The organism is Bacillus kalamii (assembly GCF_047238185.1).
Classification (GTDB): Bacteria; Bacillota; Bacilli; order Bacillales; family DSM-1321; genus Bacillus_AD.
Genome location: NZ_JBDFMI010000002.1, coordinates 1 through 25,341, shown reverse-complemented (window position 1 = coordinate 25,341; position 25,341 = coordinate 1). Strand labels below are relative to the sequence as shown.

Here is a 25,341-nt window from a genome sequence, read left to right as displayed (position 1 = left end):
GGTTGAGGAAATCATTTAATAGATTTGGAAATATTGAAATTGAAGGGAATGCCTTTAAATATCGTATTCCTATTGATCAGGTAGGAACGGATAATAAAGAAGCTATAGAAAAGGATATAAAAAGGAAGTTACAAACTATTGATAATCCAGACGATTATCTACTTCCAAGTGATATTCAAATTGTTAATAGGTACGTACTATTATACTATGATTTGTTACACGTCGAAGGGTTTGACCAGTTACAGCAAATGTCTCTAGAAGAAAAATTGCCGTACTTTGATTCCTTAGTTAGACTTGCTCAATCCCAGGAGAACGGAGTCACAATTTCTTGGGATAAATATAACTTTGTTTTAGATAAGTTTGAGAAAAAATTAAAAACGATAATATTTGAAACTGAGTATTTTAAGATATATGAACCAGCAGAGCCATTGGAAGCTGTTAAACAATTGATTATTTTTAGTTTAACCACCCTAAAGACCATCATTAATAAACCAAGTCGAACAGACTTTATTAATCCGGATCAAGATAATATTTCTTTTGTAGAAAATTTATTGAAAATAGATAATTTAGATGATTTATCTATTTATTTAGATTCTTTAGCAGTCGATTATGAAGGGAATATAATAAATCAATCCGAAGAAGTTCAGGAGGAACAAAAACAAAGTAAGAAAAATTTAACATTTAAAAAGAAGAAAGATAAACCTACTAAAAGTAAATCAGCTAAGAAAAATACACCCCGTAAATCACCGGGCAATAAGGGGCCAAATTCAAAGAAAAAAAAGAAAGGATCAATGTCTAATACTAAACTTGCACTGATTGTTGGAGCTGCATTATTATTAGTATTAATAAAGATATTTTCAGGAAGTGGAACTGATAACGCAGCCGATAAAGCAAAAGAGAAAAAGGTGGCTACAGTTGAAAAAGCTCCTGAATTACATCTTAAAAGCGATCAGGATATTAAAAAAAATAAAGCTGAGATGTTCAAGTCAGATCCTCAATATTATAATAAATTAGTACAAGCCTATAGGTATTCTTATGGAAATGAAAATGTAAAGGCTTATCAACTAATTAAGAATGTCCCCAAGTTAGATTTATCAGCCAGCGATATACCTTTACTGGTTAAAGTATACGATGAAGCAAATGACTTGGGAAATTTGCTAACGGAAGTTCCAATTATTGCGAATGATGTAATTGCTTATCTCCTGACACAAAATAGATTAGATCAATTACCCGATATATCACAAAGCATGAAAGTAAAAAATCCAAATGTAGAATTTGAAGTAGGTTTTATAGAGAAAAAGTATAAATACATGTTGTCTTATTTGAACAAGGTTGAAATTAATGGTCGTAAAGAGCAGCAAATTGTAACTGCATATTTAGAACTTGGAGATAATGAACAAGCCAAAAATTTTGCTGAACAAGTAGGGAATCCCGATTTAATACAGCAAGTCGAGGCTAATAACCTTAATGGGTTTTAAGTGAGGTGCGATCCTTTGCACAAAAGACGAGTGACCAGAGAAGGTAGAGTCAATATTCCAGCCGAATTATTAGCTGCATTCCGGATAAAAGAGAATGATTATGTTGAAGTCTCACACAATACTCAATCAATCATAATAAAGCCGTTTAAAGATAAACAATACTGTGCAATTACCGGAAAATTGGCTAGAAAAGGGCAAATGATTGGTGATGTATTTGTATCAGAGGAAGGCATAAAATTAATTAAAGATTTGAAAGAGGAAAGCTAAATTTAAAGTTTTCCTCTTTTTGTTTTTCTATAGAACTATAAAAATAATATAAATTTTATAGTTATTATAAAGCTTCATGATATAAATTTTGATAAAATCGCTTTTTGTATAGTTAAAGAATTACCGTTTTTTTTAACATCATTAATAAAATCTAAATAACGAGCAATAAGAATATGCTCGATGGTGATTTTTTTCTCTCCCAGATATTCTTGTATATCATGTAAAATGATTTCCCCTCGAAGGATCTCGGATTTTTTCATTTTAAGTTGTAACTCCACTTGTTTTTCCTGGGACCTTTGCTCTTTTGCTGCAGTCTCAAATTTAAACGAGCTTTTACTTACTGCTTTCAATACTCTTACTTCTTGTGTAGTCACAGTACAATATTGGTCGTATGCATTAATTAAATAGGAAGCTACTTCTTTATGATTTGCTCCTAGTTTGACTTGAGTTAAAAATTCATCATACAAAAGATAAATGAGGTAACTAAGATTAAAATTATAGGGAACATCATCAAAATTTTCTTTCATATCCTCCACAAAAACATTGCCACGAATGTAATCAATATACGGAATATCTATATAAATAAATTCTTTATTACTTCCCATAAAAATACTTAATAAACTCGGTCTTTTCCCTTCTAATTTCCCTTTTAACACATCTAAATTACTGAAAGATTTCGTCATTGATCCCACCACTTTCCAGCCATTTTATGACTGTGGCCATAATATAAGTTACAGTTTTTCGATTAGATAAATTGTGTTTAATTGACAGACCATAAGGGCCACCAATCAATGCGTATTCTGTTTCCAGGAGCTTTGTATGCATGTACATTTTGCTGTCCTTATAATCCGTTGTGAAGGTTATACAATCCTGTTTACTTAGTCCATAACGTAATAAAAATGTATTAAAATCTGTTTGGGAAAGAATAGATTTTTGCTCGGCCTTACGCCTTTCGTTAAGTAGTATACATTGAGTTTTTAACTTCATTTTCAAAATTTCATTGACTGGAAATTTAACCGGGTGTCGCTTGTCCGTTCTGGTTTTTCTAATAATTTTATTTTCTGTAATTTGTTCAACTTGATAACTCAAATTACTATTTATCTTTTTTCCTATGGGACTTATATACTTCATCCTCTTCCTCCCTCCTAATTATTTTTTCTATTTATCCCAGGTCCAAAATTCCATAAATCCATTCTCTATCTTATATATAAGTGGGGAAGGGCTTTTTTATGACTACTTATTCTTATTTACGTATATTTTCCTTCCTATAGGACAAACTATATGTAAAACTTTATTGATATAGGGAGAATGACTATGAAAAAGAAACAAAGCTCTGAATTAAAAGTGTTGAAAATGATAAAAGCTGCAGACAAAAAGAAAAAGAAAGTAGGCTTAGAAATTGTGGGAGTTCGGATAAAATAAAAAACGATGTCTACACATCGTTTAAAAAAGTTCCATTATAAACTTGAAACACATTTCTAGTTTTTATTTATATTCACTGGCTAATGTTCGAGATAATTTTGAATTCAGCATGAAGGATTGTTTTTTTAAGTGTCTCTAACATATTTAAAGCATCTTCATATGTAGTATAGATTTTCTCATGCCCATGATCATCATCAAATGTATATTCCGCCATTGAGTTTTTATCTACGCCATGTATAGAAAATGTAATAGCAAGTTTATTAATACGGTCATTTTCATATTTCAAAAGCATTTCTTCTAATAATTCATATCTTTGCTCAAAAAATTCATCTAAGTCACTTTGGCTCCAATTGTATTCATCAGGTTGAGATTTCATTGTTTCAATTTGCTTTGTATAATAGTCATACATAGAATTGATAAATTTGGTTGTAGCATTTTCTTCAATAAGAATTCCCGTATTAGCTTCGTTCCATATTACCTTAATACCATCTTCAGTAACAAAATATAATCCCTCTGAATAGCGTCTTTTTTCTAGTACAAACAAAATCAATGCAGTATCGCCAGCTTTATATATTTTATAATCAGCAAAAAAATACAAGTTCATTCCAGGTTTATAACCGTTATATATTGGTTGGACCACAATAGGAGAAGAAAATTTTTTAAATTCATTCATTGGGAATACTCCTTACCGTTCAATTTCTGGTTCCTGTTCTTTAATTAGGTCTTTATTAGAAATGCAAGTTTCAATTACTTTAGCCAATGGAAGCTCGTTTGTTATTGAACGTATTGATGCTTCAAGCAAATGTTCTTTTTTAATCAGGGACCAATCAATAATATAACCATTATCTAATGCAAGTTCCCTTATAAATTCACGTTGAGTTCGTCCATTTCCTTCTCTAAAAGGATGTAACACATTAATCTCACCCATATAATAAGCAGCCCTCATGGAAAATTGTTGAGTGTCTAAATGGGACAAGTTCTTTTCTCTTTTTAATTTTTCGAATAATTCTTGGCCAGCTTGTTCAATAAAACGGTGTGAAGCAAATGTAAAGGTCCCTTTGGATATATCTTCATTTCTAGTTTGTCCGGCAAATGGGTAAATATCCTGAAAGATATACTGGTGTATATCCTTTAGATGCTTAAAATCGAAATTTCCTTCAATTGGTGTTTTCCCTAAATCAGCCAGCCGTTTTAAAGTAAAACCCGTTTCTAATTTATCTAATTCATCCTGGTCTTTCACGTTAAAATGATTGATTAAAACATGCGTATCCGGATAAAATGTTTTATATTTATCTGTCATGGCTGTTTAGCAATTTCTTGCATATGTTTTGAAAAATCATTAAAAGATATTTCCCCGTTTGCTTCTTTAATAACCAATTCTTCAATATCCTTTGTCACGTTATAACCTTCTGTTTCAATAGATGCTTTTGCGGATCTAATAATTTTTTTCAATTCCATACTAACACTCCCTTTATAGGCTGCAGACCTGATTATTTAATATAAATATACATAGGCTTACTTGATGCATATTTTCCTAATTGTACAATTTCAGATAAAAACTTATCAGTAATTTTTTCAACAATATACCCGGTTCTTTCAATTATAATATTTTCAATGCTAAATTTCTTCTTCGTCAATTTAATAAATTCAGTTTTTAATTCTCTAACTGTTTGTTCATCCTCTTTGTTAAGCTGTGGAACGCTATCATTTTCTGTAATGAGTTTTAAATTGCGTAAGATCTCTTTCATTTTATACCAGTCTGCTCTAAGGTCCTTTAAAACATGATACAAACTGATTGTATCTCTTTTTAATAATTCTTTGGTACTTTGATTATAAGATGCATCGTAGCTTTCAGGAACGCTCATTTTTCTTTTTCTATCGACACTGGTATCATCTAATGCAAATACCAGGTCACAAAACGAACAACTAAAATGTACTATATTTTCATCTTCCCCAATGAAAAATAATTGCTCCCCACAATATTTACAAGTCACCATTGTTTTATCCCCCAGTTCTTTATGTTGTTTTTTGATTAAGGTGTTTTATGTTTTGGATTTTTGTTTCCTATTCGATACCGAATAAGAGAAAGACTGAAAGGCTGAATTTTTCCCTTTCGATAAACCGACAGGACCATAAGCATGAAGGTTCTTGCAAGTGTGACGGAACGTTAGTGGAGGAATACGGAGTACCTTTTTTATGGCCCTTTAGGGCGTAGTGATGCTGTCTGGCCAAAGGATGCCGATTCTGCTTGGCATCCTTTAAAGGACGGACTAGCAGCACACGAATAAAAAATAGGCACTTGCAAGGTTCTTCCAGCCCTTAGCTTTAAAGACGGATAGGCCGTAGGCTAGGAATCTGTCCGGCTTTAAAGGTTAGGGATGTTGCGCAGTGGTACAGTTCGGTATCGAATGGGAAAATGCTCTTGGTGTGGAGGGTTTTAAAGGTTTTTGTAGTCAGGCACTCGTTAAGAAAGGCAATGGAACATAGAAGCTTTCCAGGGATCTCCGGTGGGCTTCCGGTGGCCCTGGTTAAAGATTCTTGATCGCTTGCTTTTTAGAGGGAAGTGAGATGCTGCAATGACAAAAGGATGCGCTCTTGGCATCCTTTATGTGCTTGCAAGCAGACCTGTAAGGCAACCCAAAAATGGTTTAACGTCGTCTGTTTGGTGTCATTGTTTTATTAGCTCTAATTATTCTTTCTTGTTCAATAAACTTTAAGACCGTTTTTTCTTTCCAGTATGGTGTCCCATCAATAATTAGATCGGCCGTTGGTACTTTCCCACGCAACCAATACACTCTAACCATAGATGAAGAAAATTTAATGTTTAAGGCGCTTTCTACATATTCACTAAATAACTTTTGATTTAATAATTTTTCACTTAATAGTTCATTGTCGTATATAGATTGCTCTATTTCATTCAATAAAGAGGTATCTTTTTGGAAATATTCAATTAAGCATTTCAAAGCAAAAAACAACTCTTCATTTTTTAAATTTGAATACAGTATATTTATACTAAATTGGAAGGAATCAGGATTATTAAAGAACATAACCATTTGAAAAAAAACTGATTCTTCCACAGTTAATAACACTGACGGATCAGAAGGATTGTCTGCTTTTAATTTAACATTAGGATACTTTTTATAAATCATTTCAACTGTTTGCATAAAAATCTCCTTCTTTTATACTACTTAAATTATAACGAAAAATGTTTTAAAAAACAACAAATATTTGATACGAAAGTATACATTTACCTATTAAATTGGTATAATTAGTATATAAACAAGTATTGGGAGGGATAGAAAATAGTGAAAAAAGTACCAAAAATTATATTGGGCCAGTATATTCTTTATCCTGTGGTCATTGGTACAATTACACATTTTATATTACAAATTATTAATACCACTACACTTAAAGATGTGATTATAGAACATGGGTTGTATATGTTTTTAGAAAGATTTATGCATATATCATTAACCTTCTCACAAGGCCAACTTTTATATTGTTATTTAACGGGATTCACCTATGGGACAATATCCATAATCATTAAAGTTCGGAAAATTGGCTTTTCACTTTTTGGTATCCTGTTATTATTTTTAAAGTTCTATATTAGTTTTTTATTTAGTTATATGGGTTTAATTGTATTCTTAATGGAATCCAGTTTATTAATATTTGGAACGCTATTATTAACCTTTCCGATGATAAGAAAAAAAATAAGGAATAGCGCTGCTCAGAATTCACAGTCAATGTGATTATACTGTAAGAATTGATAAATTCCTATAAAGGAGGAAATATTTTGTATATAATAATTTCCGAAATTTCTAATATATAAGTCTTTATTAAACAAAAACTTTATGATAGCTTTTTTTGATAAATACTGTAGATACTTTAAAGAAGGGTGAAATATATGGATACTAAAAACAAATACATAAAACAACAGATTGATAACTACTTTCAGTCGCTGCACGATGAAGGGAAAGAATTAAATTTATCAACTTTACAGCAACTAATTAAACAGTGGGATTTTGAATATAATGAACAGAATGATCCAGATCCTAATCATATAAATGCCTACGGTGTAGATGTAATTGTTCAAACAGAAACTACCTCAGTCATACCTTATAAAATTATGGTTAAGTTTAGAATCAAAGATTCAGTATTTGTTGAAAGAATAAAAAACATATTAGGTTCATATCTCTCAGATGTTCAACTAGGAATCAGAATTAACGATCAATTTATTGATCGTCTATTTAAAAAAAATCTTTATGAAGTCCAATTTATTTCTAATCCTGATTATCAAAATTTTATTGGTTATGGATGGGTATTTCACAATATAGAGATAAAAGATGATTTACTGGTAAGCGACATTGAAAATCTAGAATTTCAAGAAAAGACTGTGGCTATTGCGGTAGCTGAATTAATAGAGAGAGAAGCAATTCATTTTTTAGACAAAGAGTATAAAATTTATCAATCTCTATAATTAGTCATCTGAGCGACTATAAATCGTATTAAGTTCAAGTGCGCTCTCGCAAAAATTGAGGGAGGTCGCAAAGAAAATTAAGTTCTAAGGAGAGATTTTATGGAGAAAAATATTTATAAAATCGTGCATTACCATAATATAGATCAGGATAAGCAAGCCAGATTTATCGAAACAGAAATGGACGCTTCTTCTATCATAAAATTATTGGCTGCAATATCATTCAAATATGAAGAATTGGTAGATGCTCATGGCGATGTTACCGAAGATCATCTAATGTACTTATTCGAAACCTTTTTTGGAATAAATAATGTAACAAAAAAATACGAAAAATATCTTCCTCATACTTATCTAGATAAAAATGAATGGGGAATAGTAAATGAAATGTCTGTAAAAGATGATAACTTTGACGATATAAAAATAACGCAAATTGATTGGTTCGGTGCCAGGGAATCTTGCTGTGGTCCTGATTATACGCTTCTTATGAAAAATGCTCTGCCAGATACTAAAGATTTTGAAGATGCAATTAGAGAAGATAGATTCTATCGAGAAAACAAGGTGGTGATAAAATGACACATCAGACTATTAGTGATTACGTTGGGAATGTTGCCACCGAGGGATTAATGACTGTATTCATGCCTATCCTCGGTATTCTAGTTTTAGTATGGGCAGGTTCAAAAATCGTTAAAGCAAGCAAAAGTATTTAATATGCAGCAGCTTAATATTTACCAATTAATATATATATGAAAAAACATAAAGGTAAGGTGATTTTATGGAAATTAATTGGGGGCTAAGTAAACAAGAACTTGAAGTAATTGAGAAAATTAAACAGGGTTTAGACTCCGATCTTCCTATGATGTCCTTTGGAACAAGCAAGTATTTTTACGAGGAATTCCCCAAGGTTAATAGAGGTATTCCCTTCAGTGATGCACCAATGAATGAACCACTTGTAGTTGTGTCTAATAAACTTTCGCCTTTTTATTACGAACATGGTGAAGTTGGGTGTGAAGTGGGGTCAATTATCGTAAAGGATTCAGAGTCATTTGTTAGTTTTATAGATGCCTATGCCTTCCTATTTATACATGGATTTAAAACAAAAGAAAAGATTGTCGGTAAATATCAATTAAAAACAGATGTACAAGGTAAAGTGGTGCAATTGAAAGATGTAAAGATACCTAACCTTTATTAAATATGAAACATGTTGATTTTAGGAATGTTCAAAAACGCGGGCAGATGCTATAAGAAAATTTCATATATAAAAAATTCATTATCTAATAATGGATTTTTTATATATGGATTTGTTCAATTTGGGTAGACTCTAAATGAACAAAAATAACAAAATGATTTACTCATAAATAAACCATTGATTTTAGAGGGTTTGAGCAGTATTGTTTTAAATATAAGAAATGTTCATTTTGACTTGTTCATTAATTATAATCACTTTTTGATAGTTTCTGGGAAAATTTTTCTGTTTTTTTGTGGTTAAGAACGAAATAAGCTGCAGCTTATTTAAATTTATTGAAGGTGGAAATATGAAGATAGGTTATGCAAGAGTTAGTAGTAAAGATCAAAATTTGGCAAGACAGATTAAAGAGCTAGAAAATTACGGTTGTGAAAAAATTATCACTGAAAAGCAAAGTGGTAAAAATTTTTATGAGCGAACAAAATACCTTGAATTGAAAAAGAAGTTAAGATTCGGAGATATTTTGGTTGTGCATTCATTAAGCCGTTTTGGTAGAAATAAAGAGGAAATCATAAAAGAGTGGAAAAGCTTAGTAGATGCTGAAATAGACATTGTAGTATTAGACATGCCAGCTTTGAATACAGCTCAATATCGAGGAATGAAAGGAATTGGTTCATTAGTAAGCGAAATATTTTTACAGGTTATGTCCTGGATGGTTGAAACTGAAAGAGATAATATTAAACAGGCACAACGAGAAGGAATTGAACTTGCTAAACAAATAGAGGGAAAGTATACAGGAAGAAAAACTAAATATTGTCCTTCAGCAACAGGGAAAGACAAATTGATATATGACACAATTGTTTCCGATCTTAAAAGCAAAGTATCAGTAATGGACGTACACAGAAAGACAGGCGTTAGTAGAAATACAATATATAAAATTAAATCAAATATAAATATAATAGAAGAAAAAAACTAAGGAGTTTCCTTAGTTTTTTTAATCAAGATGAAAAAACTTTATAAAGCCTTTTCGATCTAACTTATACCCACCTACATTTCTTCCGGAATCACTAGAAATTGGAATTCCAATTTCTATTAATTCCCTGACATAATATTGAACCATTCTTGGTGTAATTCCTATCTTTTCAGATAGCATTGCTTTTGTAAGAATATCAGACTTGCTTAATTCTTCAAGGATCTTGATAATATTAGCCGTTCTCCCCATTTAACTTCCTCCTAAAACATTTTATTGTTTTAAAATAAAACAAAAGTACAAAAATCTTTACAGACTTAAATAAGCTTGAATCATTGAATCATCTTCTATAACAAAAGAATTAAATACGATCTCCATTGCAGCTTCTTTTTCTCGTCCCATATTAAGCATATCTCTATACCCTTTTTGCAATAAGGCATCCTTTTGAATGAACTTCATCATTTTTTCTTCTTCAAAAACGGGTACTTCTTCTAATGAAGAATAAAAATCCATGCTATCCTCTCCAATCTTTTGCTTTATTTCTATAATAATTATAACATTAATTTGTTTTAAAAACAACATAATTATGTTTTTAATTAAAACAAATTGATGTTATAAAGCGATCTTTTTGATCGCTCAATTATTGTTCAGTTATAGATCCTTTTTTCCCGAAAGAATAAAGTTGACTAGATGCCATGCTGCTTATATTCCCTCTTACTTCTGGATAACATCTTTCACAATAGAAAAGTATTTCTGTTTTCCTTTTTTCGTATAATGGTGTCATTGTAGATGCCGGGAACCATTTTCCACAATACGCGCATAATGTCTCTTTCATATGGCACTCCCTTATTATCTGGTTTGGATCATTTCTAATTTGCTATTGATTTCATCTAACTCAAATTGAATAATACTTTTAATAATAAACTTCCGTTCCTCAGTCATAGGGAAAGTTTTACTATCAAACATATCAAAAGTTGTAATCATTTCATTTTTTCTTTCTTTTAGGCAAGAATAACACTCACCATTATAAAGAATGCTGGAACAGTGAAGGCAGATGCTGCTTAATGGTATTCTTTCTTGTTCCTCAATACCTAACATAAAACCAACGGATACAGAAAATATATGAGCTAATTGAATTATGATGTTAATTGGAGGAACCGTTCTTGCACTTTCATAATTAGCAATGTTAGTTCTCTTCATAGAAAGCATATCAGCTAATTGGTCCTGCGATAATTTTTTATCTTTTCTTAAATGCTTAATTTTTAATGAAAAATCGTCTTTATTAAATTCCATCGAATTCACCTATATCGTCAGCTTCATGTTCCTCCACAATGATTGGTGTGTATCCTCGTTGTTGTAAAAGTGCCATTGTATGGTTAAGGGCACTTTGGCCCAGTGGGAACCTACATGCATTTGTTTTTCCATTACATTTTTCGAGAATTAAATTGTTGCTAAACTTCTTGAAAAATTGGTCACCTTCAATTTGAATAATATAATAATGACCTTTCATTATTTGAGAAGTTAAATCATCCATGTTAAAAAAGTCCTTTCTTATCTTCATTTATATGCGTTTATTTTTCTATAGCAAAATGCCCTTCTTTTGTATAGTGAGGTTAAAATCAATCTTTTGTATATTAGATATTTGCACCATCCGTAGCCCACTCTAAACAAAAAGGACAATAGTAAACTCTCACAGCTTCAATGTCATGCAATTCTTCCTTTTCTTCTTCAGTTAGACCAGGAACAAATTTGATAATATCTTCTGCGATAACATCATCTGAGTAATCATAATACCGTTCTTCTTCACCATTAAAGATAATATATAGTCCAAGTGAATTGCCTGTTTTAGGATGAATATTTTCATAAGTATCACAGCTACAAAAATTAGTGATAGGGGAACAAGTTTGCTCTGGTGTATGGTTTTCTAATAACCATTTCGCTACTTTTTCATTGTGATAATTGTGATGTACCTGTTTCTCTTTAATTAATATAATTTCACCCAATTTAATTCCTCCTAAAAATATGAAACATAATAATTCATAAGTTTCTTAGAGACACAATCAACGTTATGTGTAGTTACTTATGTTTTATAAAAATATCCAAATCTAAATCTCGAAATGTTCTATAATCAATTCTATTTATGGAAAAATAATCTTTTTTATTGTGGTATGCATGTATTACTAAAAACTGTTTTTCTTCAATGCCGTTTTCAGCATAAAAATCTAAGAAAAAGTGATCTTCCCCGTCTGTATACACAAATTTTTTAATATAAAATGTTCCAATTTCATCTTTAATTTTTTCAGCAAAATCTATTGATGTTAAATTACTTAGTGCTTTGAAATTAAAATCATGCCCGATAAACTCATATTTACTTTTCGTAAAAAAATCACTTTCTTCAAGATACGAAAACAACATTATAATTCCTCCTTTTAGTAATGAATATAATTTGTCTACTATGAAAACAAAATAATTCATAAATGACTTATAAGTACCACCTGTTAAATTTTTGTTATCATATAAATGTCATCAGGTACTCTTCATCTGATCCTAATTGGCCTTGACTTTTGAATCCACGTTTTTTGAAATATTTAACCAATGTAGGAGTATGTGTAAATAAAACTACCGGGACCTCTATTTCCTTGCTTATATTTTTTAATTTATTAAGGAAATTTTTTGCTCTCCCTTTTTGGCAGGAAACAATATTACTAACTTCAATTATTAATGGTGATTGGACTACATTATGAACATTTTCAGAAGGAATACAAAATCTTAACTCTACCATGAAAGACTTATCTTTTCTTAATAAGAAAATACCAGCTTCCCCATTGTTAGCCATATAGTAGTATTGTTCATCAAGAGATAATAACCATTTTCCGAAAGCTTCATGTTTTTCTGTAACTGTAAATTTTTTGATTGCACTTTTTACTTTGGCACTGTTCATAATTATTGATTGATTCCCTGATTTTGAATGATTTTTAATGATTGTTTTAATTTATCAGCATGTGTATTTTTCAAAAAATCTCTCCCTTATAAAATCTCTTTTAATTTACTTTTTATTTAAAATAAAAAGTAAATTTATTGTATATCGACATACTACAAAACTAGCAATACTTACTAATATAATTGTAATGATAATGCCAGCAAAAACATTAGTTTGGGGCTGCAGTTCAATACTCCACCAAAAATAGAGAATCCAAAAATGTAAATCTATCAATTTTTTCATTCCTTTATCAAGATCAACCGGAATTTTTATTCCGGTTGATCTTTTTTATCAAAGCGACAAAATTACTGCTACTCCCATTATAACTAAAATGCCAAAGCCCATTAAACCTATAGACCATTGATTCAAGTGTTCAGCTTCTTTAAGACCAACTAGCTCATAGACAGATTCGATTACTTTTGTTATCATATTATTAACAACCTTTCGTATGTGTGGTCAACAATGAATGTAGGAGTTCATTGTTGCCGTTTTAGAATCGAATGAAAGAGAAGAATCGTTCTTTAGGACGGTTCTTTTTTTATTTTCTCCCATATGATTTTCTCCTTTAATTGTATTCCTGCATTTTGTTCATTTAGGAAACCTTTTTATAAACTATTTTGTTTTAGATGCTCTTTTTCACAGTGGATACATAGATCTAAATCATAATCAATGATATTTACATCCTCTTCCTCATAGTTCTTGCCACACATGGAGCATGTGATAATTGTTTCATCCATTTCCTCAAAAGATAATGTAAGTAAATTGCAATCAAATCCCGTTTCTTCAATGACACTTTGTACTAAATTTTTAGCATCCTGAGATGTGATTTCTTCATCTAAATGAGGAAAACCAACGATGTTTTCTATAAATGACTGTGCCAATTCATTCTTTTCAGAAAGGCTAAGTGTAGAATCCTTTAAAACGTTTGATAGCAGGCTACTATAATAACTAAGAATAGAATATTTGGTCATATCTCTTCCCCTTTAACTATTTTTTAAATATTTAATTCCTATTAATATTATATCATTTTTATATTTTAAAAACAACAAAAATGTGTTTTATAAAAAAACAAAAGAGGGAAGAATAGACTCTTCCCTCCCTCTTTCTAGTATCCCCTTTTAATACTATAAAGCTCAAAATTGGACCGATCTTCTTCGAATGCTTCTTTAACCTGTTCAATAGTCGGGCTTATAAGGCTGCCAGTATCATTATATTCCTTCGCCCAAGTTGTACCATATTGTCTCCCTCGATGAATCACAGAAACTATTGTATGATCTTTTGTATAGTCACTAATAGTTATGTCCATTATGCGCTTTTCCTTTCCCAAATTTGTCTTACTAAACCATAAGGAGCATGTGTATTTAGCCAGATAGTTTCTTGTAGAGTGAATCCTAATTTTGATAAAACCTGAATTCGATATTTCATCATTCCATATGGATAATCGACTAATATCTCAGTTCTTTTTTCAAGTATTTTAGGAAGTTCTTTATACTTATGAGTGGAGACAGCCATCATATTGTTAGGCATTTCTTCTAAACATGTAACAACTTTTTGCAATGTTAATTTTAGCATATTGAACACCTTCCATAATTAAGATATATCCTTATTATACCAAATATTGTGTTATAAAACAACAAATAGTAGTTTTAAATTAAAACAATAAGAGGAAAAGAATTGTTCCTTTCCTCTCGTAATCATTTATTAGTTTGTGATTTTATGGCAATAATTACAGCGTTTATTTGACCACATACCATAGCGCATTAAAAATGGTTTACCCTCTTTTGTTTCTATTATTGCTCCTTGATTCCCTTTTCCACAATGTTCGCATGAATTGTCTGCCTTTATGCTTTCATACTTTTTTTGGTCTTGGATTAATCGAGCAGTTTCTTTTTCACCGTATTTTTCCAAACTTTCTTTCTCCCATTTATATGCCATTTTTATTTCTCCTTTATTTATGATATTTTCTAATCCATTCACTATATTTTTTTGCACATTATTACATCGTCTTTCGTTAAACGTCTAAGCTTTTTAAAAGAATTATCTATCCAAACAAAATATACTTCATGGGGATCATCAAAATGCTTCCCTTTAAATACGCCTGTAAAAACCTCATTTTCATCAGTGTGAATTTCATAGGTTGCATCTATTTGAGTCATCGTTTCTATAGGCTCTTTCTTTTTTATACGTCTGGACCAATCTAAATTTACTCTTTGATATGAATACAAGATATTTCCTCCTTAATTTTTAGCGAAGCCAGGGATATTTTCCCGGCTGTAGTTATAATTAAAGTACATATTCTTTGGGTACTTCATCTTTCATTGGCTATCTGCTTCATAGTCTATATCATCATCAGGCAATTCATAATCTACACATTCAAAAGGAATCTGCTTTATATATGCGCCTGTTTCTTTTCTAATGAATTCGATTAATTCGTATTCTTCTCCACCTCCATTTTCTTTAAATTCAATGGTTTTTTTTAAAATTAATGCTTTTGATAAAGGTGTTTCAACTAATACAAACACTGTAGATTCCAAGTTATAAATCAAAATCTTATTCATATAAATCGCTCCCTATTTTTTGAATTTGGTTTTTTTGTTCTTTATGTTTTGATTTTTGTTTCCTATTCGATACCGAATAAGAGAAAGACTGAAAGGCTGAATTTTTCCCTTTCGATAAACCGACAGGACCATAAGCATGAAGGTTCTTGCAAGTGTGACGGAACGTTAGTGGAGGAATACGGAGTACCTTTTTTATGGCCCTTTAGGGTGTAGTGATGCTGTCTGGCCAAAGGATGCCGATTCTTCTTGGCATCCTTTAAAGGACGGACTAGCAGCACACGAATAAAAAATAGGCACTTGCAAGGTTCTTCCAGCCCTTAGCTTTAAAGACGGATAGGCCGTAGGCTAGGAATCTGTCCGGCTTTAAAGGTTAGGGATGTTGCGCAGTGGTACAGTTCGGTATCGAATGGGAAAATGCTCTTGGTGTGGAGGGTTTTAAAGGGTTTTGTAGTCAGGCACTCGTTAAGAAAGGCAATGGAACATAGAAGCTTTCCAGGGATCTCCGGTGGGCTTCCGGTGGCCCTGGTTAAAGATTCTTGATCGCTTGCTTTTTAGAGGGCAGTGAGATGCTGCAATGACAAAAGGATGCGCTCTTGGCATCCTTTATGTGCTTGCAAGCAGACCTGTAAGGCAACCAAAAAGAAAAGGTTTTAGAAAGAAAAAAATCGCCTTAATAGACGATTTTGAAAAGAATTAAAGAATTTCAATATTCATGGATTGCAATGAAAAAAAAGCTTGCTCTTGTTGATCTAATTTAGACAAGGCAGAGAAATATATTAAAACTTCTATTGTCTCTTGCATACTCCAATTATGATCATATCCTAATTGTTTAAAAGTAGCCATTGTATCTGAGTGGACCGTTCCTCCAATCGCAAATCGTTCACCACGATAATTCCCTAGTAAAATCCGTTTTTTATCCTTACTTAGTTGCTGTACTTGTTCAATTCCTTCTCTTGTAATTCGTTCAAATACGGCAGCTTCTTCTTCATTTGAATGAATTTTATGTAAGGCCCGTAGATAATAGTACGTTTTTAAAATACAAGATCTTACCCTGACAGTTCGAGGGATTTTTTTCATAGAATCTTCTCCATTTAAGAATAATTAGTATAAAAACAGGAAATATTTTGTATCTAATTATAAATTATACAATTTTCTGATAAAAATAAGAAGAAAGAAAGCATACTTCACTTTCTTTCCACTATCATTTCTATTGAAGGCTAAATAATCTTGCAAAAATGGCCAATCCTTCTGCGTTTGTGGCTGCTCTATATGGATTAAACTTATTACCGTTATCTCCTTTTAAAACGCCCCATTTTGCTAATTGTACAATGGATGGTTGGGACCATTTTGCAATACCACTCATATCTGTAAATGGAGTATAAGATACTTGTGGAAACGCTTTATGTTCGTATTTCATGAATTTTTCCAAAATATAAGCCATTTCTTGACGTTGTATAACCCGATTTGCCGTAAAGGTTGTGGCCGATGTTCCTTGTAGTAATTTTTTGGAGTACGCCCACGATATTGCATCATAGTAATAATCTTTTTTTGAAATATCCGTAAACGGATTGGTGTAGTTTTGTTTATTATCTTTACTTAATCGACTCAATAATTCTACGAAAAGTCCTCTTTGCATACCGAATTTCAAGTCAATTTTTATATCAATATTGTCCAACATTCCTCCGTCTATCAATTTTTCAATTTCATCTTTAGCCCAATTATTCTCTAAATCCGGAATTTCGGGTAAAACAGGTTTCGGTCCTGGTGTCGGTTCTGGTGTTGGTGTTGGTGTCGGTTCCGGCTTTGGTGTTGGTGTCGGTTCCGGCTTCGGTGTTGGTGTCGGTTCTGGTGTTGGTGTTGGCGTCGGTTCTGGTGTTGGTGTTGGTGTCGGTTCCGGCTTTGGTGTTGGTGTCGGTTCTGGTTCAGCCTCTTGCGATCCGCCAATTACCTTTAAAGTGACAGGATTGCTATAAGCACTCGCTTTATTTGTTTTGCTATATAGATTTGTAACATGCGCCCGAAATTTTTTATTATTGTCTGTATTGGCCAATGAAGAAATTGCGTATGTTGCCGATGTAGCTCCCTCAATATCCGTCCAGTTTACTCCATCTGTAGATGTCTGCCATTGGTAAAGGAGCTGGCCGTAATCATCCTCTCCACCTGAATAATTGACCGAAGGATCTATGGTTATCGCTTCACCTTTGTTTCCTTCTACAGAAAGTGAATCAGCAAGTGGTATTTTTTTATCGTAATCTATTTGTATCGCATCTATGTTCATAGCTTTTTTGAAAGTGATGACCACTTTTTTCCCACTAACGAAGGGATCTTCATCGCCTTGATACTCTGCGCTTATGGTATTCCAACTATCATTTAACTCTGATTCTAACCCATCCATCGTTACAGTCATAAATGATTTTAAGATTTTTGAAACGTCCTCATAATTATCTTTATCTAATCCCATTTCTTCTGCTGTCTTAGAGATTAAATTACGATACTTATTAACCGAAATATTAAGCAAAACGGCTCCTTCATTATTATCGGACCGATAAGGCGCTGTAAAGCTTATTTCTTGTCCGGCTTTCACCGGGGTTGTGAAAGATGGAGTGACTGCTAAATATTCTACAATCGCTGGCTTTGATATTTCGGATACAGTAGACGTAACATTACCATCTCCGAGATCATTCGTAACCGTACATCTGTAAACATAGCCATCGAATATATCACTGCCATTTATGTTGTATATGGCTTGTCTGCCATCATCCTGACGATATAAGCTAGTCCAAACTTTTTTCCCACTTAACTCTTTATAGGAGTATTCCCAAAAATAAGTTAATTTTCCACCGTCATTGGGTTGTTCCGCATCAACCGATAGTTGATAAGGTATAGTATCTACAGCCGTGAAATAGTCTGTTTCTTCGCCAATGCCATGATTTAAGTTGACATTTACAGCATCTGCCGGACTAGCAACCGTCAAGGCATATTCAGGGGATATTGAGCTTTTATTAGTTGTTTTATCTGTTACCACAGCTCGATATTTGCTCCCGTTATCAGATAGTTTTACTGAATCAAGTGATAAAGTATCAGAATTGGAGCTTGGTTGCTCTAAGTCCGTCCAATTATTACCATCAACTGATTTTTGCCATTGATAATTTACTTCGGAATCTGTTTTTACAGAAAAATAAGCTGTTTTTCCTTCCGTAACATGTATTTGGGTATTACCACGTTTGACTGTAAAATCATTAAAATCATCATAATCAATTGTCATTCCTTTAAAATGGTAAGGCTGCAAAAATAAAATTCGTACTTCTTTGTTTTTGAAATACCCCACAGCAGAAATTTCTCTGGCTTGTGAGTTATCCAAGTCGTTCCATTTTTGATACACGCCATCCACATACAATAGGACGTTATCTTTAAAGGCTGTGTCATTTTTGGTATCTGGGAAAGATAAAATATCTGGGCGGTCCTGAGTGTCTCCATTGGGATACGTAAACACAATTTCATCACCTGCATGCAATTGTGAGCCTTTTGATTCTACAGATACACGCGGCCCTTCTTCCTGATCGACTGCGATAGGCATAGTAGCATTTTCATTTACATTTACATTCGCTGCATTATTAATTGTTTCTTGTTCGTTTTGGTTATTTTTTTGAGGTTGATTCTTTTCTTTGCTATTAGCATTTCCTTCATTATTAACAAGTTCATTATCAATTCGTTCAGAATTTATTCCAGCAGATTCCTGAGAGGAATCCGGGGGAGGACTTGTGTTTTTTGCAAAGGTATTGGTTGATAAAAATGTACTACCTAATAACAGCAAAATGGTTAATATAGTGCATATTTTTTTCATGTGTTTCATATTTTCTCTCCATTTCTATAAAAGTAGGATGTTACTAAAAAAAACCAATTTTAGTATCATATAACAACATTCTAATCCATTGTACCTAAAATTGTAAGTATAATACAAAAAATAATTATTATTTTTAATAGGTTGATAGACTCATTTGTAGTAATTATTCGATGTTGTTTTCTTTTTTGGGGGTGGCCGGATCCTCGACCGATAGGGAGAAATCCGGATGCGCCCGGTGGCTTCCTGGCTTATTTGAAGAGGAATGTTCTTTTCTTTTGCCGGGGGTGGCCGGATCCTCGACCGTCAGGGAGAAATCCGGATGCGCCCGGTGGCTTCCTGGTTTAATTGCAGAGGAATGTTCTTTTCTTCTGCTGGGGTGGCCGGATCCTCGACCGATAGGGAGAAATCCGGATGCGCCCGGTGGCTTCCTGGCTTATTTGCAGAGGAATGTTCTTTTCTTCTGCTGGGGTGGCCGGATCCTCGACCGATAGGGAGAAATCCGGATGCGCCCGGTGGCTTCCTGGCTTATTTGAAGAGGAATGTTCTTTTCTTCTGCCGGGGTGGCCGGATCCTCGACCGATAGGGAGAAATCCGGATGCGCCCGGTGGCTTCCTGGCTTATTTGAAGAGGAATGTTCTTTTCTTTTGCCGGGGTGGCCGGATCCTCGACCGATAGGGAGAAATCCGGATGCGCCCGGTGGCTTCCTGGCTTATCTGCAGAGGGATGTTCCTTTTTTTTGCCGAGGGTGGCCGGATCCTCGACCGATAGGGAGAAATCCGGATGCGCCCGGTGGCTTCCTGGCTTATTTGAAGAGGAATGTTCTTTTCTTTTGCCGGGGTGGCCGGATCCTCGACCGATAGGGAGAAATCCGGATGCGCCCGGTGGCTTCCTGGCTTATTTGAAGAGGAATGTTCTTTTCTTTTGCCGGGGTGGCCGGATCCTCGACCGTCAGGGAGAAATCCGGATGCGCCCGGTGGCTTCCTGGCTTATCTGCAGAGGGATGTTCCTTTTTTTGCCGAGGGTGGCCGGATCCTCGACCGATAGGGAGAAATCCGGATGCGCCCGGTGGCTTCCTGGCTTATCTGCAGAGGGATGTTCTTTTTTTGCCGGGGGTGGCCGGATCTTCGACCGATAGGGAGAAATCCGGATGCTAATGTAATTTTAAATATGTGTTAAAGGAGCAATGGAATTTGAGAATGCTCATTGCTCCTATTATTTTCAGTGTGATTATAATAATCTATCTAATTCCATTTTCTTTTCTTTAATAAACTCTTCCAGTTCTTCGATTTTCACCTTAAATTCCTCTTGTTCTTTTCCAGATACCAATTCCACTTCAATACAATATTCCATTACTGCAACTTCACCAGAAAGGTTTAATAGACTATCTATTATTAATTCCTTTTTATCTATTATGCCTTGTGCGTATGACATTGCATCCTCACAATCCATATCATGCTGTTCTCGGCCCTCGATGTATGCAACATATAAATCCCCATGATTGCTAACTTCATGTTTCTCTGTCCACTTTTTTATATCTTCTTGAAGTTTTTCAAGGTCAAAACAATCTGTAGCATCTTCCATAAGGTCATAGTCCTGGCTGTAGGCACAATAGACAGTTATCTCATTAGTTTCTTTATAAATATTCATTCTAAAAAGCCATTGCGTATCTCCAAATTCTTCTATATAGACTTCTTCTTCCACTTCAAATTCATATCCTATGAAATCAATTTTTTCATGGTCAATGATGAAATTAAGTGATTCAAATTTTCCTAATGTAACTCCGTTAGTTTCTTCACCTTGTAATAAATTAATATTTATCATGCATTTCGACTCCCTTTTTTGGATTTAGTGATTCCAATGGCCAACGGCCTATCACCTGTTCGCCATGAATGACAGTGACGAAGAAAAGGAAGTGCAAGGAAGAAGCAAAAAAATTTTCATTTCCTAAGATTATTAGTGAATTTCGTTAGAGTTCTTGAAATACGAGGAACATAGTGACGAAGAAGGACATAGAACTCTCGAAATCCATTCGACTTGAGCTATGAAAGAGCTAATAGGTGTGATACGTTCAATCACACCAGCAGCGATTGAATAGGGCAAAGGAGAATGAGAACTGATATAAATCATATGAAAAATTTTTTGCGCCTTGCACGACTGAATGAGGAACTACAATGAATGGTGAACAGAGGGGCATAATCTAGACCAAGAAATCCTAATTAAAAACCATTTGAAAAATGGTTTCCTTGCCTTTCATTCTTGTTTTTAATGATCATGGTATTAGACAAGAGTACAAATTTTTCCTATACTAGATATGGAATGGGGAAAGAATAGTCCTTTATTTCTCTAGAGAATAGAGGACTTCACTTTTTCTATCAAAGATAAAGAAAACGAGCAAAAAAAGGCAATTTGTGGTATAATAACAGTACCAACAACATATAATAAAAAGACTATAGGTGGTTGCACACCCATAGCCTTTTGTAGAGTTCGACTTCTAAAATAGAGGTTGCTCTTAGACAGGAAAAATAGACTCCCTATCGGTTGCTAATCAATTGGGGGGCCTATTTTTTTTGGTTAAATGACAGAATTAGCACGATAAGCGTTGCGAAAAGAATCATCAAACTAATAGCTTCGTACACTGTCATATTCTCACCTCCCTCCTGAATAGGATGAAGAAGTGAGCAACCCCCCAAGAAATCTTATCTACTCATTAATTATACCATATTTACCAGTATTTTTCATTAAAATAATATAATAAAAAACAAAAATTTGTTAATTTTAAAAACAAAAAAGACGCTATACAAGCGTCTTTTTTAATTATTTAGACGTAAAACTTTTTTGAGTTTTTCGGAATTAGTAACGATTGTATCTATTATGACAAATGTAAGTAAAGCTTCATTTGATACCGTAACTAAATTGTTTAACGATAGATTAAATCCAATTATAGGAATCGTCATACTTTCTAAATCATCATAAGAATATAGCAAACAATTCTTTGTTATATATATGATTAACAAAATTATATAAGTTATTATCCTATAATTAAATTTATCTAATATATTCTTCAATCTATTGCATAAATTTCTCGTAAAAGGATTATTTAACCATAATACAGCCATAAAAAAAATAACATTGTATGCCTTTGGTGCAAAATAGGCCAAGCAAATTGAAAATGCAATTACTATTATGTAAGTAGCAAGATAAGACTTTGCATATATCAACGCAATGATTGTAAATCCACATAAAACTATTAGAAATATAAACATGCCTATTACACCGACAAAACTCATAATGGTTAATGGTATTATGAAAAAAATATAAGCAATTACAATAATAATACTAGCCAGGATCTTCCCGATAATATTTTTTTCAATATCCAAATTCCATTTCTTTATAGCCATTGAAAGTAACAACACAAGAATAAAAGCAGCAATCCAAATAAACATTATTATTTGAATCAAATGCATTCAAATAAACCTCCGTTCAATTTAAAATCCATCATATTTGCTTTCTATTTCTATTTTCTTTAATCCCGTATAAACTCCATAGAAATTCTATAAAGAGCAATACGGCCATAAAACCCATAAAAGAAAAACTATAATTAATAATATATCCAGCAGTAGTGAATGAATAAAAAAATTGATTTGTAATTAAAAATGCACTAACTAAAATTAAGCCTAAAGTATACATCCAATAGGCTTTCTTTTGTTTTTGATACATACTAAAGAATTCTTTGCGGAAATGAGGATTTACTATATACACAATCTTTTCACCACCTATTTTTATTAAGAAAACCTCATTAGTTCCAATAAATCATTATTTCCCTTTGCTGGATTATATTTGGCTGGAAGATATAAATTAACCTCACCTTCAACCAGTAATAACAAGCCAATTCCATGTTTTTTTAAATTAGAAAAATATTTATCTGGAATTTCATTTTTGGAATTCACTGCAATAAACACGTATTGTCCTTTTTGTTGGTGTTGGATCGCTTTATCAATAATTTGCTGATTGATGGTTTTAGTGATTTGAACAATGCAATAGATTGGCCCTGTAATAGCAACCATATCCATTGCTCCTACATTATTTAGCACCTTACTACAACCAATAACATCTCGGAAAAAACGGTTCAAATTCGCTCTAATTTGACTATCATTCATGATTCCATTCCTGCAGTTCAGCTTTAACAGTATTTAAAATACTCTCAATTGAAGGAATGGCAGAATTTATTTTTGATAAAAATTTTCGATCCGCAACGGAAATGTCTATTAAGGATTTTAAATCCTCTAACTTTTTCGCTATTTGAATTTCCTTATTTATCTTTGCTGAGTTGACTTCCATTGTAAATCCCCTTTCTAAATGCACTTTCTCCATTTCGCTTTTTTAATGATTAATTATAGGATTATTTTGCTCAATCAAAACCCCCAGCACCAATGCAACTGGATCACTAATTTCTATTAATATATATCCAGTATCAACACATTGTTCTACATAGCGATCTTTTATTAAGGTTATATGTGCGCCTTCGGTTTCAGCCCACTCTTTGAGACGATCAAATGCTACATGAGCAGATTTAGATTTTATTTCTTCATCTCCTATAGCACACTGTATCTTAAAGTAGTAAGGTTCATTAACAATTGTTAATCTGTCTTTAGTCAAAACTTCGATTCGCTTAGGTACATTCATACCTATGGCAGATTTCATGGGTTTCACCCCTTCTATTACTGATTAATCCCATCAATTATGCGATTTGTAACTTTTTCATGAAATTCAATTATATCTTGGCAGACTTTTTCCGGTTGAATTTCTTGCAATTCATCATCTGTATAGGTTCCAAGATAAGATTTAAATTCCCAAATATTTATTCTATTTAAATTCTGTTTACTATTGAAATAATGTAGGATAGTAACCTCTTCAATTGTTAAATTAAGATCCTGCAATAACGGATAAATTATTTCTTCAAAAGTTTCTTTTGGATACAAATGAGCAGTTACAATCGGATTTGAAACAACTGCCATAACATAGGGGGTAGAATGATTTTTAATTTTTCTAATTTCAACAGAAACCTCCCTATTAGGACTGATAGATTTATACACGTAGATAAATTTTCCTTCTTCTATAAAACCATTTTGTGACATATGTTCTACAACCTTTCATAAATTAGTATTTTTAGAGTGTTTTTTTTCTCCTTTATTATAGATAGTAGTCACTCTGATTATTCCTTAGTAGGATAATTATACCATATAGTTTATTTTTAAAAAACAAAAAAACGTTAAATAAAAAACAATTTTCAGAAAGAATAACCAGTTTTGAATTGGATTTTTTCAAAACTGGTTATTTCCTTATTTCATTTTTGGTTAAATGCTGATTAATTTGCTGTTATAATGTACAATTGCTTTTTTCACTGTATTGGCTATCATCTGGCCCAATTTGACAGGTACAGAATTGGCAATGGACTCTTGCATCTTGTTTAAAGGGCCTTTAAAGATAAATGTGTCCGGTAAACTAAACAAACGGCAAGCTTCTCTTATAGAAATAATGCGATCTTCTTCGGGATGTAACAACATAGCTTTTCTGGGGTTCACAATAGTAACGGAAGGTTTATCCCAATCTAAGCGTTTATACATATCCGAATGTACACCTTTTGGTCGAATATTTTCAGGGATATTCATAATATTACCTCCCATCGGTACAGACTTTATACGTTCCAGTGTAATCGCTTTTGGTTTAGATATATCCTTTTGATTAGCCAGAATTGATTTTAAGCCCTTCCAGGCTTCCCTTACTGTTTTATATTTTGTATTAGCATATGACGGCTCTGGTAGCTTAATAGATGGCCCTAAACGACTACCAATGATTATCGCCCTTTTTCTATCTTGAGGATCTCCGTAATCTGCAGACGATACTATATGTTTGCATATGCGGTAATCGGATAACTCATTCTTTATTTCGTTAAAAAACTGTCCTTCTCCTGCAGTTAAGATCTGGGGAACATTTTCAAGGACAAAGACAAAAGGTTGAACATGTTTAACAGCTTCAATATATTTACGAACTAATAAATTATTAGGATTATCTAAAAAACGATTCTTTCTATTTGCGTTTGAAAAACCCTTACATGGGCTTCCCCCAATTAATACAGGTGCGAAAGGGATCTTATCCAATGTGTAA

39 protein-coding genes are annotated in these 25,341 nt (G+C 32.8%); 7 read left to right on the top strand and 32 right to left on the bottom strand.

What is annotated here, in order from left to right:
* The first annotated feature begins 2 nt into the window (after window positions 1-2).
* Together ABC357_RS16615 and ABC357_RS16610 are read left to right on the top strand one after the other, a co-directional pair.
* Window positions 3-1,478 carry a hypothetical protein gene (locus ABC357_RS16615; RefSeq protein ID WP_412888729.1) on the top strand — a complete coding sequence of 492 codons (1,476 nt, stop codon included), beginning with the start codon at window positions 3-5 and terminating at the stop codon, window positions 1,476-1,478.
* 15 nt (window positions 1,479-1,493) lie between these two features.
* Window positions 1,494-1,745, top strand: a complete 252-nt coding sequence (locus ABC357_RS16610; RefSeq protein ID WP_412888728.1) for an AbrB/MazE/SpoVT family DNA-binding domain-containing protein — start codon at window positions 1,494-1,496, stop codon at window positions 1,743-1,745.
* A gap of 74 nt (window positions 1,746-1,819) precedes the next feature.
* Here the strand turns inward: ABC357_RS16610 and ABC357_RS16605 are convergent, their stop codons facing one another.
* The 7 genes from ABC357_RS16605 to ABC357_RS16575 form a co-directional block, all read right to left on the bottom strand.
* Complete coding sequence (locus ABC357_RS16605; protein WP_412888727.1) at window positions 1,820-2,428, bottom strand: hypothetical protein; 609 nt, start codon at window positions 2,426-2,428, stop codon at window positions 1,820-1,822.
* Window positions 2,409-2,876 carry a hypothetical protein gene (locus tag ABC357_RS16600; protein ID WP_412888726.1) on the bottom strand — a complete coding sequence of 156 codons (468 nt, stop codon included), beginning with the start codon at window positions 2,874-2,876 and terminating at the stop codon, window positions 2,409-2,411. Before ABC357_RS16600 ends, ABC357_RS16605 begins: the two co-directional genes overlap by 20 nt.
* A gap of 364 nt (window positions 2,877-3,240) precedes the next feature.
* Entirely contained in the window at window positions 3,241-3,840 is a 600-nt protein-coding gene (locus ABC357_RS16595; RefSeq protein ID WP_412888725.1) for a hypothetical protein, read from the bottom strand.
* A gap of 12 nt (window positions 3,841-3,852) precedes the next feature.
* Window positions 3,853-4,467 carry a Fic/DOC family protein gene (locus tag ABC357_RS16590; protein WP_412888724.1) on the bottom strand — a complete coding sequence of 205 codons (615 nt, stop codon included), beginning with the start codon at window positions 4,465-4,467 and terminating at the stop codon, window positions 3,853-3,855.
* Window positions 4,464-4,625 carry an antitoxin VbhA family protein gene (locus ABC357_RS16585; RefSeq protein WP_412888723.1) on the bottom strand — a complete coding sequence of 54 codons (162 nt, stop codon included), beginning with the start codon at window positions 4,623-4,625 and terminating at the stop codon, window positions 4,464-4,466. Before ABC357_RS16585 ends, ABC357_RS16590 begins: the two co-directional genes overlap by 4 nt.
* 32 nt (window positions 4,626-4,657) lie before the next feature.
* Entirely contained in the window at window positions 4,658-5,164 is a 507-nt protein-coding gene (locus ABC357_RS16580; RefSeq protein ID WP_412888722.1) for a hypothetical protein, read from the bottom strand.
* 651 nt (window positions 5,165-5,815) lie between these two features.
* Complete coding sequence (locus ABC357_RS16575; protein ID WP_412888721.1) at window positions 5,816-6,331, bottom strand: hypothetical protein; 516 nt, start codon at window positions 6,329-6,331, stop codon at window positions 5,816-5,818.
* A 740-nt stretch (window positions 6,332-7,071) separates the two neighbouring features.
* Here ABC357_RS16575 and ABC357_RS16570 point away from each other — a divergent pair.
* The 5 genes from ABC357_RS16570 to ABC357_RS16550 all read left to right on the top strand — a co-directional run bounded on the left by ABC357_RS16570 (window position 7,072) and on the right by ABC357_RS16550 (window position 9,800).
* A complete protein-coding gene (locus ABC357_RS16570; protein ID WP_412888720.1) occupies window positions 7,072-7,644 on the top strand; it encodes a hypothetical protein in 573 nt (190 codons plus the stop codon).
* Between the two features lie 99 nt (window positions 7,645-7,743).
* Window positions 7,744-8,214 (top strand): hypothetical protein, encoded by a 471-nt coding sequence (locus ABC357_RS16565; RefSeq protein WP_412888719.1) that lies wholly within the window; start codon window positions 7,744-7,746, stop codon window positions 8,212-8,214.
* Entirely contained in the window at window positions 8,211-8,348 is a 138-nt protein-coding gene (locus ABC357_RS16560; RefSeq protein WP_412888718.1) for a hypothetical protein, read from the top strand. The genes ABC357_RS16565 and ABC357_RS16560 overlap by 4 nt, the downstream gene beginning before the upstream one ends.
* 65 nt (window positions 8,349-8,413) lie before the next feature.
* Window positions 8,414-8,830, top strand: coding sequence for a hypothetical protein (locus ABC357_RS16555; protein WP_412888717.1), 417 nt, complete (start codon window positions 8,414-8,416; stop codon window positions 8,828-8,830).
* Between the two features lie 343 nt (window positions 8,831-9,173).
* Window positions 9,174-9,800, top strand: a complete 627-nt coding sequence (locus ABC357_RS16550; RefSeq protein ID WP_412888716.1) for a recombinase family protein — start codon at window positions 9,174-9,176, stop codon at window positions 9,798-9,800.
* A gap of 18 nt (window positions 9,801-9,818) precedes the next feature.
* Here the strand turns inward: ABC357_RS16550 and ABC357_RS16545 are convergent, their stop codons facing one another.
* From ABC357_RS16545 to ABC357_RS16425, 25 genes are all read right to left on the bottom strand, one after another.
* Window positions 9,819-10,046, bottom strand: coding sequence for a winged helix-turn-helix transcriptional regulator (locus ABC357_RS16545; protein WP_412888715.1), 228 nt, complete (start codon window positions 10,044-10,046; stop codon window positions 9,819-9,821).
* A gap of 57 nt (window positions 10,047-10,103) precedes the next feature.
* A complete protein-coding gene (locus tag ABC357_RS16540) occupies window positions 10,104-10,307 on the bottom strand; it encodes a hypothetical protein (protein ID WP_412888714.1) in 204 nt (67 codons plus the stop codon).
* A 336-nt stretch (window positions 10,308-10,643) separates the two neighbouring features.
* A complete protein-coding gene (locus ABC357_RS16535; protein ID WP_412888713.1) occupies window positions 10,644-11,087 on the bottom strand; it encodes a helix-turn-helix domain-containing protein in 444 nt (147 codons plus the stop codon).
* Window positions 11,077-11,328: a hypothetical protein gene (locus ABC357_RS16530; RefSeq protein ID WP_412888712.1), complete on the bottom strand. Its 252-nt coding sequence runs from the start codon at window positions 11,326-11,328 to the stop codon at window positions 11,077-11,079. The genes ABC357_RS16535 and ABC357_RS16530 overlap by 11 nt, the downstream gene beginning before the upstream one ends.
* A gap of 100 nt (window positions 11,329-11,428) precedes the next feature.
* Complete coding sequence (locus tag ABC357_RS16525; RefSeq protein ID WP_412888711.1) at window positions 11,429-11,797, bottom strand: hypothetical protein; 369 nt, start codon at window positions 11,795-11,797, stop codon at window positions 11,429-11,431.
* Between the two features lie 73 nt (window positions 11,798-11,870).
* Entirely contained in the window at window positions 11,871-12,209 is a 339-nt protein-coding gene (locus tag ABC357_RS16520; RefSeq protein ID WP_412888710.1) for a hypothetical protein, read from the bottom strand.
* A 97-nt stretch (window positions 12,210-12,306) separates the two neighbouring features.
* Complete coding sequence (locus ABC357_RS16515) at window positions 12,307-12,735, bottom strand: hypothetical protein (RefSeq protein WP_412888709.1); 429 nt, start codon at window positions 12,733-12,735, stop codon at window positions 12,307-12,309.
* 330 nt (window positions 12,736-13,065) lie between these two features.
* Window positions 13,066-13,203, bottom strand: coding sequence for a hypothetical protein (locus ABC357_RS16510; protein ID WP_412888708.1), 138 nt, complete (start codon window positions 13,201-13,203; stop codon window positions 13,066-13,068).
* A 176-nt stretch (window positions 13,204-13,379) separates the two neighbouring features.
* Window positions 13,380-13,745, bottom strand: coding sequence for a hypothetical protein (locus ABC357_RS16505; protein WP_412888707.1), 366 nt, complete (start codon window positions 13,743-13,745; stop codon window positions 13,380-13,382).
* Between the two features lie 134 nt (window positions 13,746-13,879).
* Window positions 13,880-14,080: a hypothetical protein gene (locus ABC357_RS16500; protein WP_412888706.1), complete on the bottom strand. Its 201-nt coding sequence runs from the start codon at window positions 14,078-14,080 to the stop codon at window positions 13,880-13,882.
* Complete coding sequence (locus ABC357_RS16495) at window positions 14,080-14,346, bottom strand: hypothetical protein (protein WP_412888705.1); 267 nt, start codon at window positions 14,344-14,346, stop codon at window positions 14,080-14,082. Before ABC357_RS16495 ends, ABC357_RS16500 begins: the two co-directional genes overlap by 1 nt.
* Before the next feature lie 129 nt (window positions 14,347-14,475).
* Window positions 14,476-14,709 carry a hypothetical protein gene (locus ABC357_RS16490; RefSeq protein ID WP_412888704.1) on the bottom strand — a complete coding sequence of 78 codons (234 nt, stop codon included), beginning with the start codon at window positions 14,707-14,709 and terminating at the stop codon, window positions 14,476-14,478.
* Window positions 14,710-14,750: 41 nt separating this feature from the next.
* Window positions 14,751-14,999 carry a hypothetical protein gene (locus ABC357_RS16485; protein ID WP_412888703.1) on the bottom strand — a complete coding sequence of 83 codons (249 nt, stop codon included), beginning with the start codon at window positions 14,997-14,999 and terminating at the stop codon, window positions 14,751-14,753.
* A 90-nt stretch (window positions 15,000-15,089) separates the two neighbouring features.
* Window positions 15,090-15,332 carry a hypothetical protein gene (locus ABC357_RS16480; RefSeq protein ID WP_412888702.1) on the bottom strand — a complete coding sequence of 81 codons (243 nt, stop codon included), beginning with the start codon at window positions 15,330-15,332 and terminating at the stop codon, window positions 15,090-15,092.
* Between the two features lie 693 nt (window positions 15,333-16,025).
* A complete protein-coding gene (locus ABC357_RS16475) occupies window positions 16,026-16,409 on the bottom strand; it encodes a hypothetical protein (protein ID WP_412888701.1) in 384 nt (127 codons plus the stop codon).
* Window positions 16,410-16,539: 130 nt separating this feature from the next.
* Window positions 16,540-19,185 carry an S-layer homology domain-containing protein gene (locus ABC357_RS16470; RefSeq protein ID WP_412888700.1) on the bottom strand — a complete coding sequence of 882 codons (2,646 nt, stop codon included), beginning with the start codon at window positions 19,183-19,185 and terminating at the stop codon, window positions 16,540-16,542.
* Between the two features lie 1,218 nt (window positions 19,186-20,403).
* Window positions 20,404-20,997 (bottom strand): hypothetical protein, encoded by a 594-nt coding sequence (locus ABC357_RS16465; protein ID WP_412888699.1) that lies wholly within the window; start codon window positions 20,995-20,997, stop codon window positions 20,404-20,406.
* A gap of 737 nt (window positions 20,998-21,734) precedes the next feature.
* Window positions 21,735-21,818, bottom strand: coding sequence for a putative holin-like toxin (locus ABC357_RS16460; RefSeq protein WP_412888769.1), 84 nt, complete (start codon window positions 21,816-21,818; stop codon window positions 21,735-21,737).
* 168 nt (window positions 21,819-21,986) lie between these two features.
* Window positions 21,987-22,640, bottom strand: a complete 654-nt coding sequence (locus ABC357_RS16455) for a hypothetical protein (protein WP_412888698.1) — start codon at window positions 22,638-22,640, stop codon at window positions 21,987-21,989.
* Window positions 22,641-22,671: 31 nt separating this feature from the next.
* Window positions 22,672-22,935: a hypothetical protein gene (locus tag ABC357_RS16450; protein ID WP_412888697.1), complete on the bottom strand. Its 264-nt coding sequence runs from the start codon at window positions 22,933-22,935 to the stop codon at window positions 22,672-22,674.
* Between the two features lie 23 nt (window positions 22,936-22,958).
* The gene (locus tag ABC357_RS16445; RefSeq protein WP_412888696.1) at window positions 22,959-23,333 is read right to left on the bottom strand and encodes a hypothetical protein; all 375 of its coding nucleotides are present in this window, start codon (window positions 23,331-23,333) and stop codon (window positions 22,959-22,961) included.
* Complete coding sequence (locus ABC357_RS16440; RefSeq protein ID WP_412888695.1) at window positions 23,326-23,514, bottom strand: hypothetical protein; 189 nt, start codon at window positions 23,512-23,514, stop codon at window positions 23,326-23,328. The genes ABC357_RS16445 and ABC357_RS16440 overlap by 8 nt, the downstream gene beginning before the upstream one ends.
* A 42-nt stretch (window positions 23,515-23,556) precedes the next feature.
* The gene (locus ABC357_RS16435) at window positions 23,557-23,877 is read right to left on the bottom strand and encodes a hypothetical protein (RefSeq protein WP_412888694.1); all 321 of its coding nucleotides are present in this window, start codon (window positions 23,875-23,877) and stop codon (window positions 23,557-23,559) included.
* 17 nt (window positions 23,878-23,894) lie between these two features.
* Entirely contained in the window at window positions 23,895-24,311 is a 417-nt protein-coding gene (locus ABC357_RS16430; RefSeq protein WP_412888693.1) for a hypothetical protein, read from the bottom strand.
* A gap of 219 nt (window positions 24,312-24,530) precedes the next feature.
* On the bottom strand, window positions 24,531-25,341 hold an 811-nt coding region (locus ABC357_RS16425; RefSeq protein ID WP_412888692.1), incomplete at its 5' end, for a DNA cytosine methyltransferase.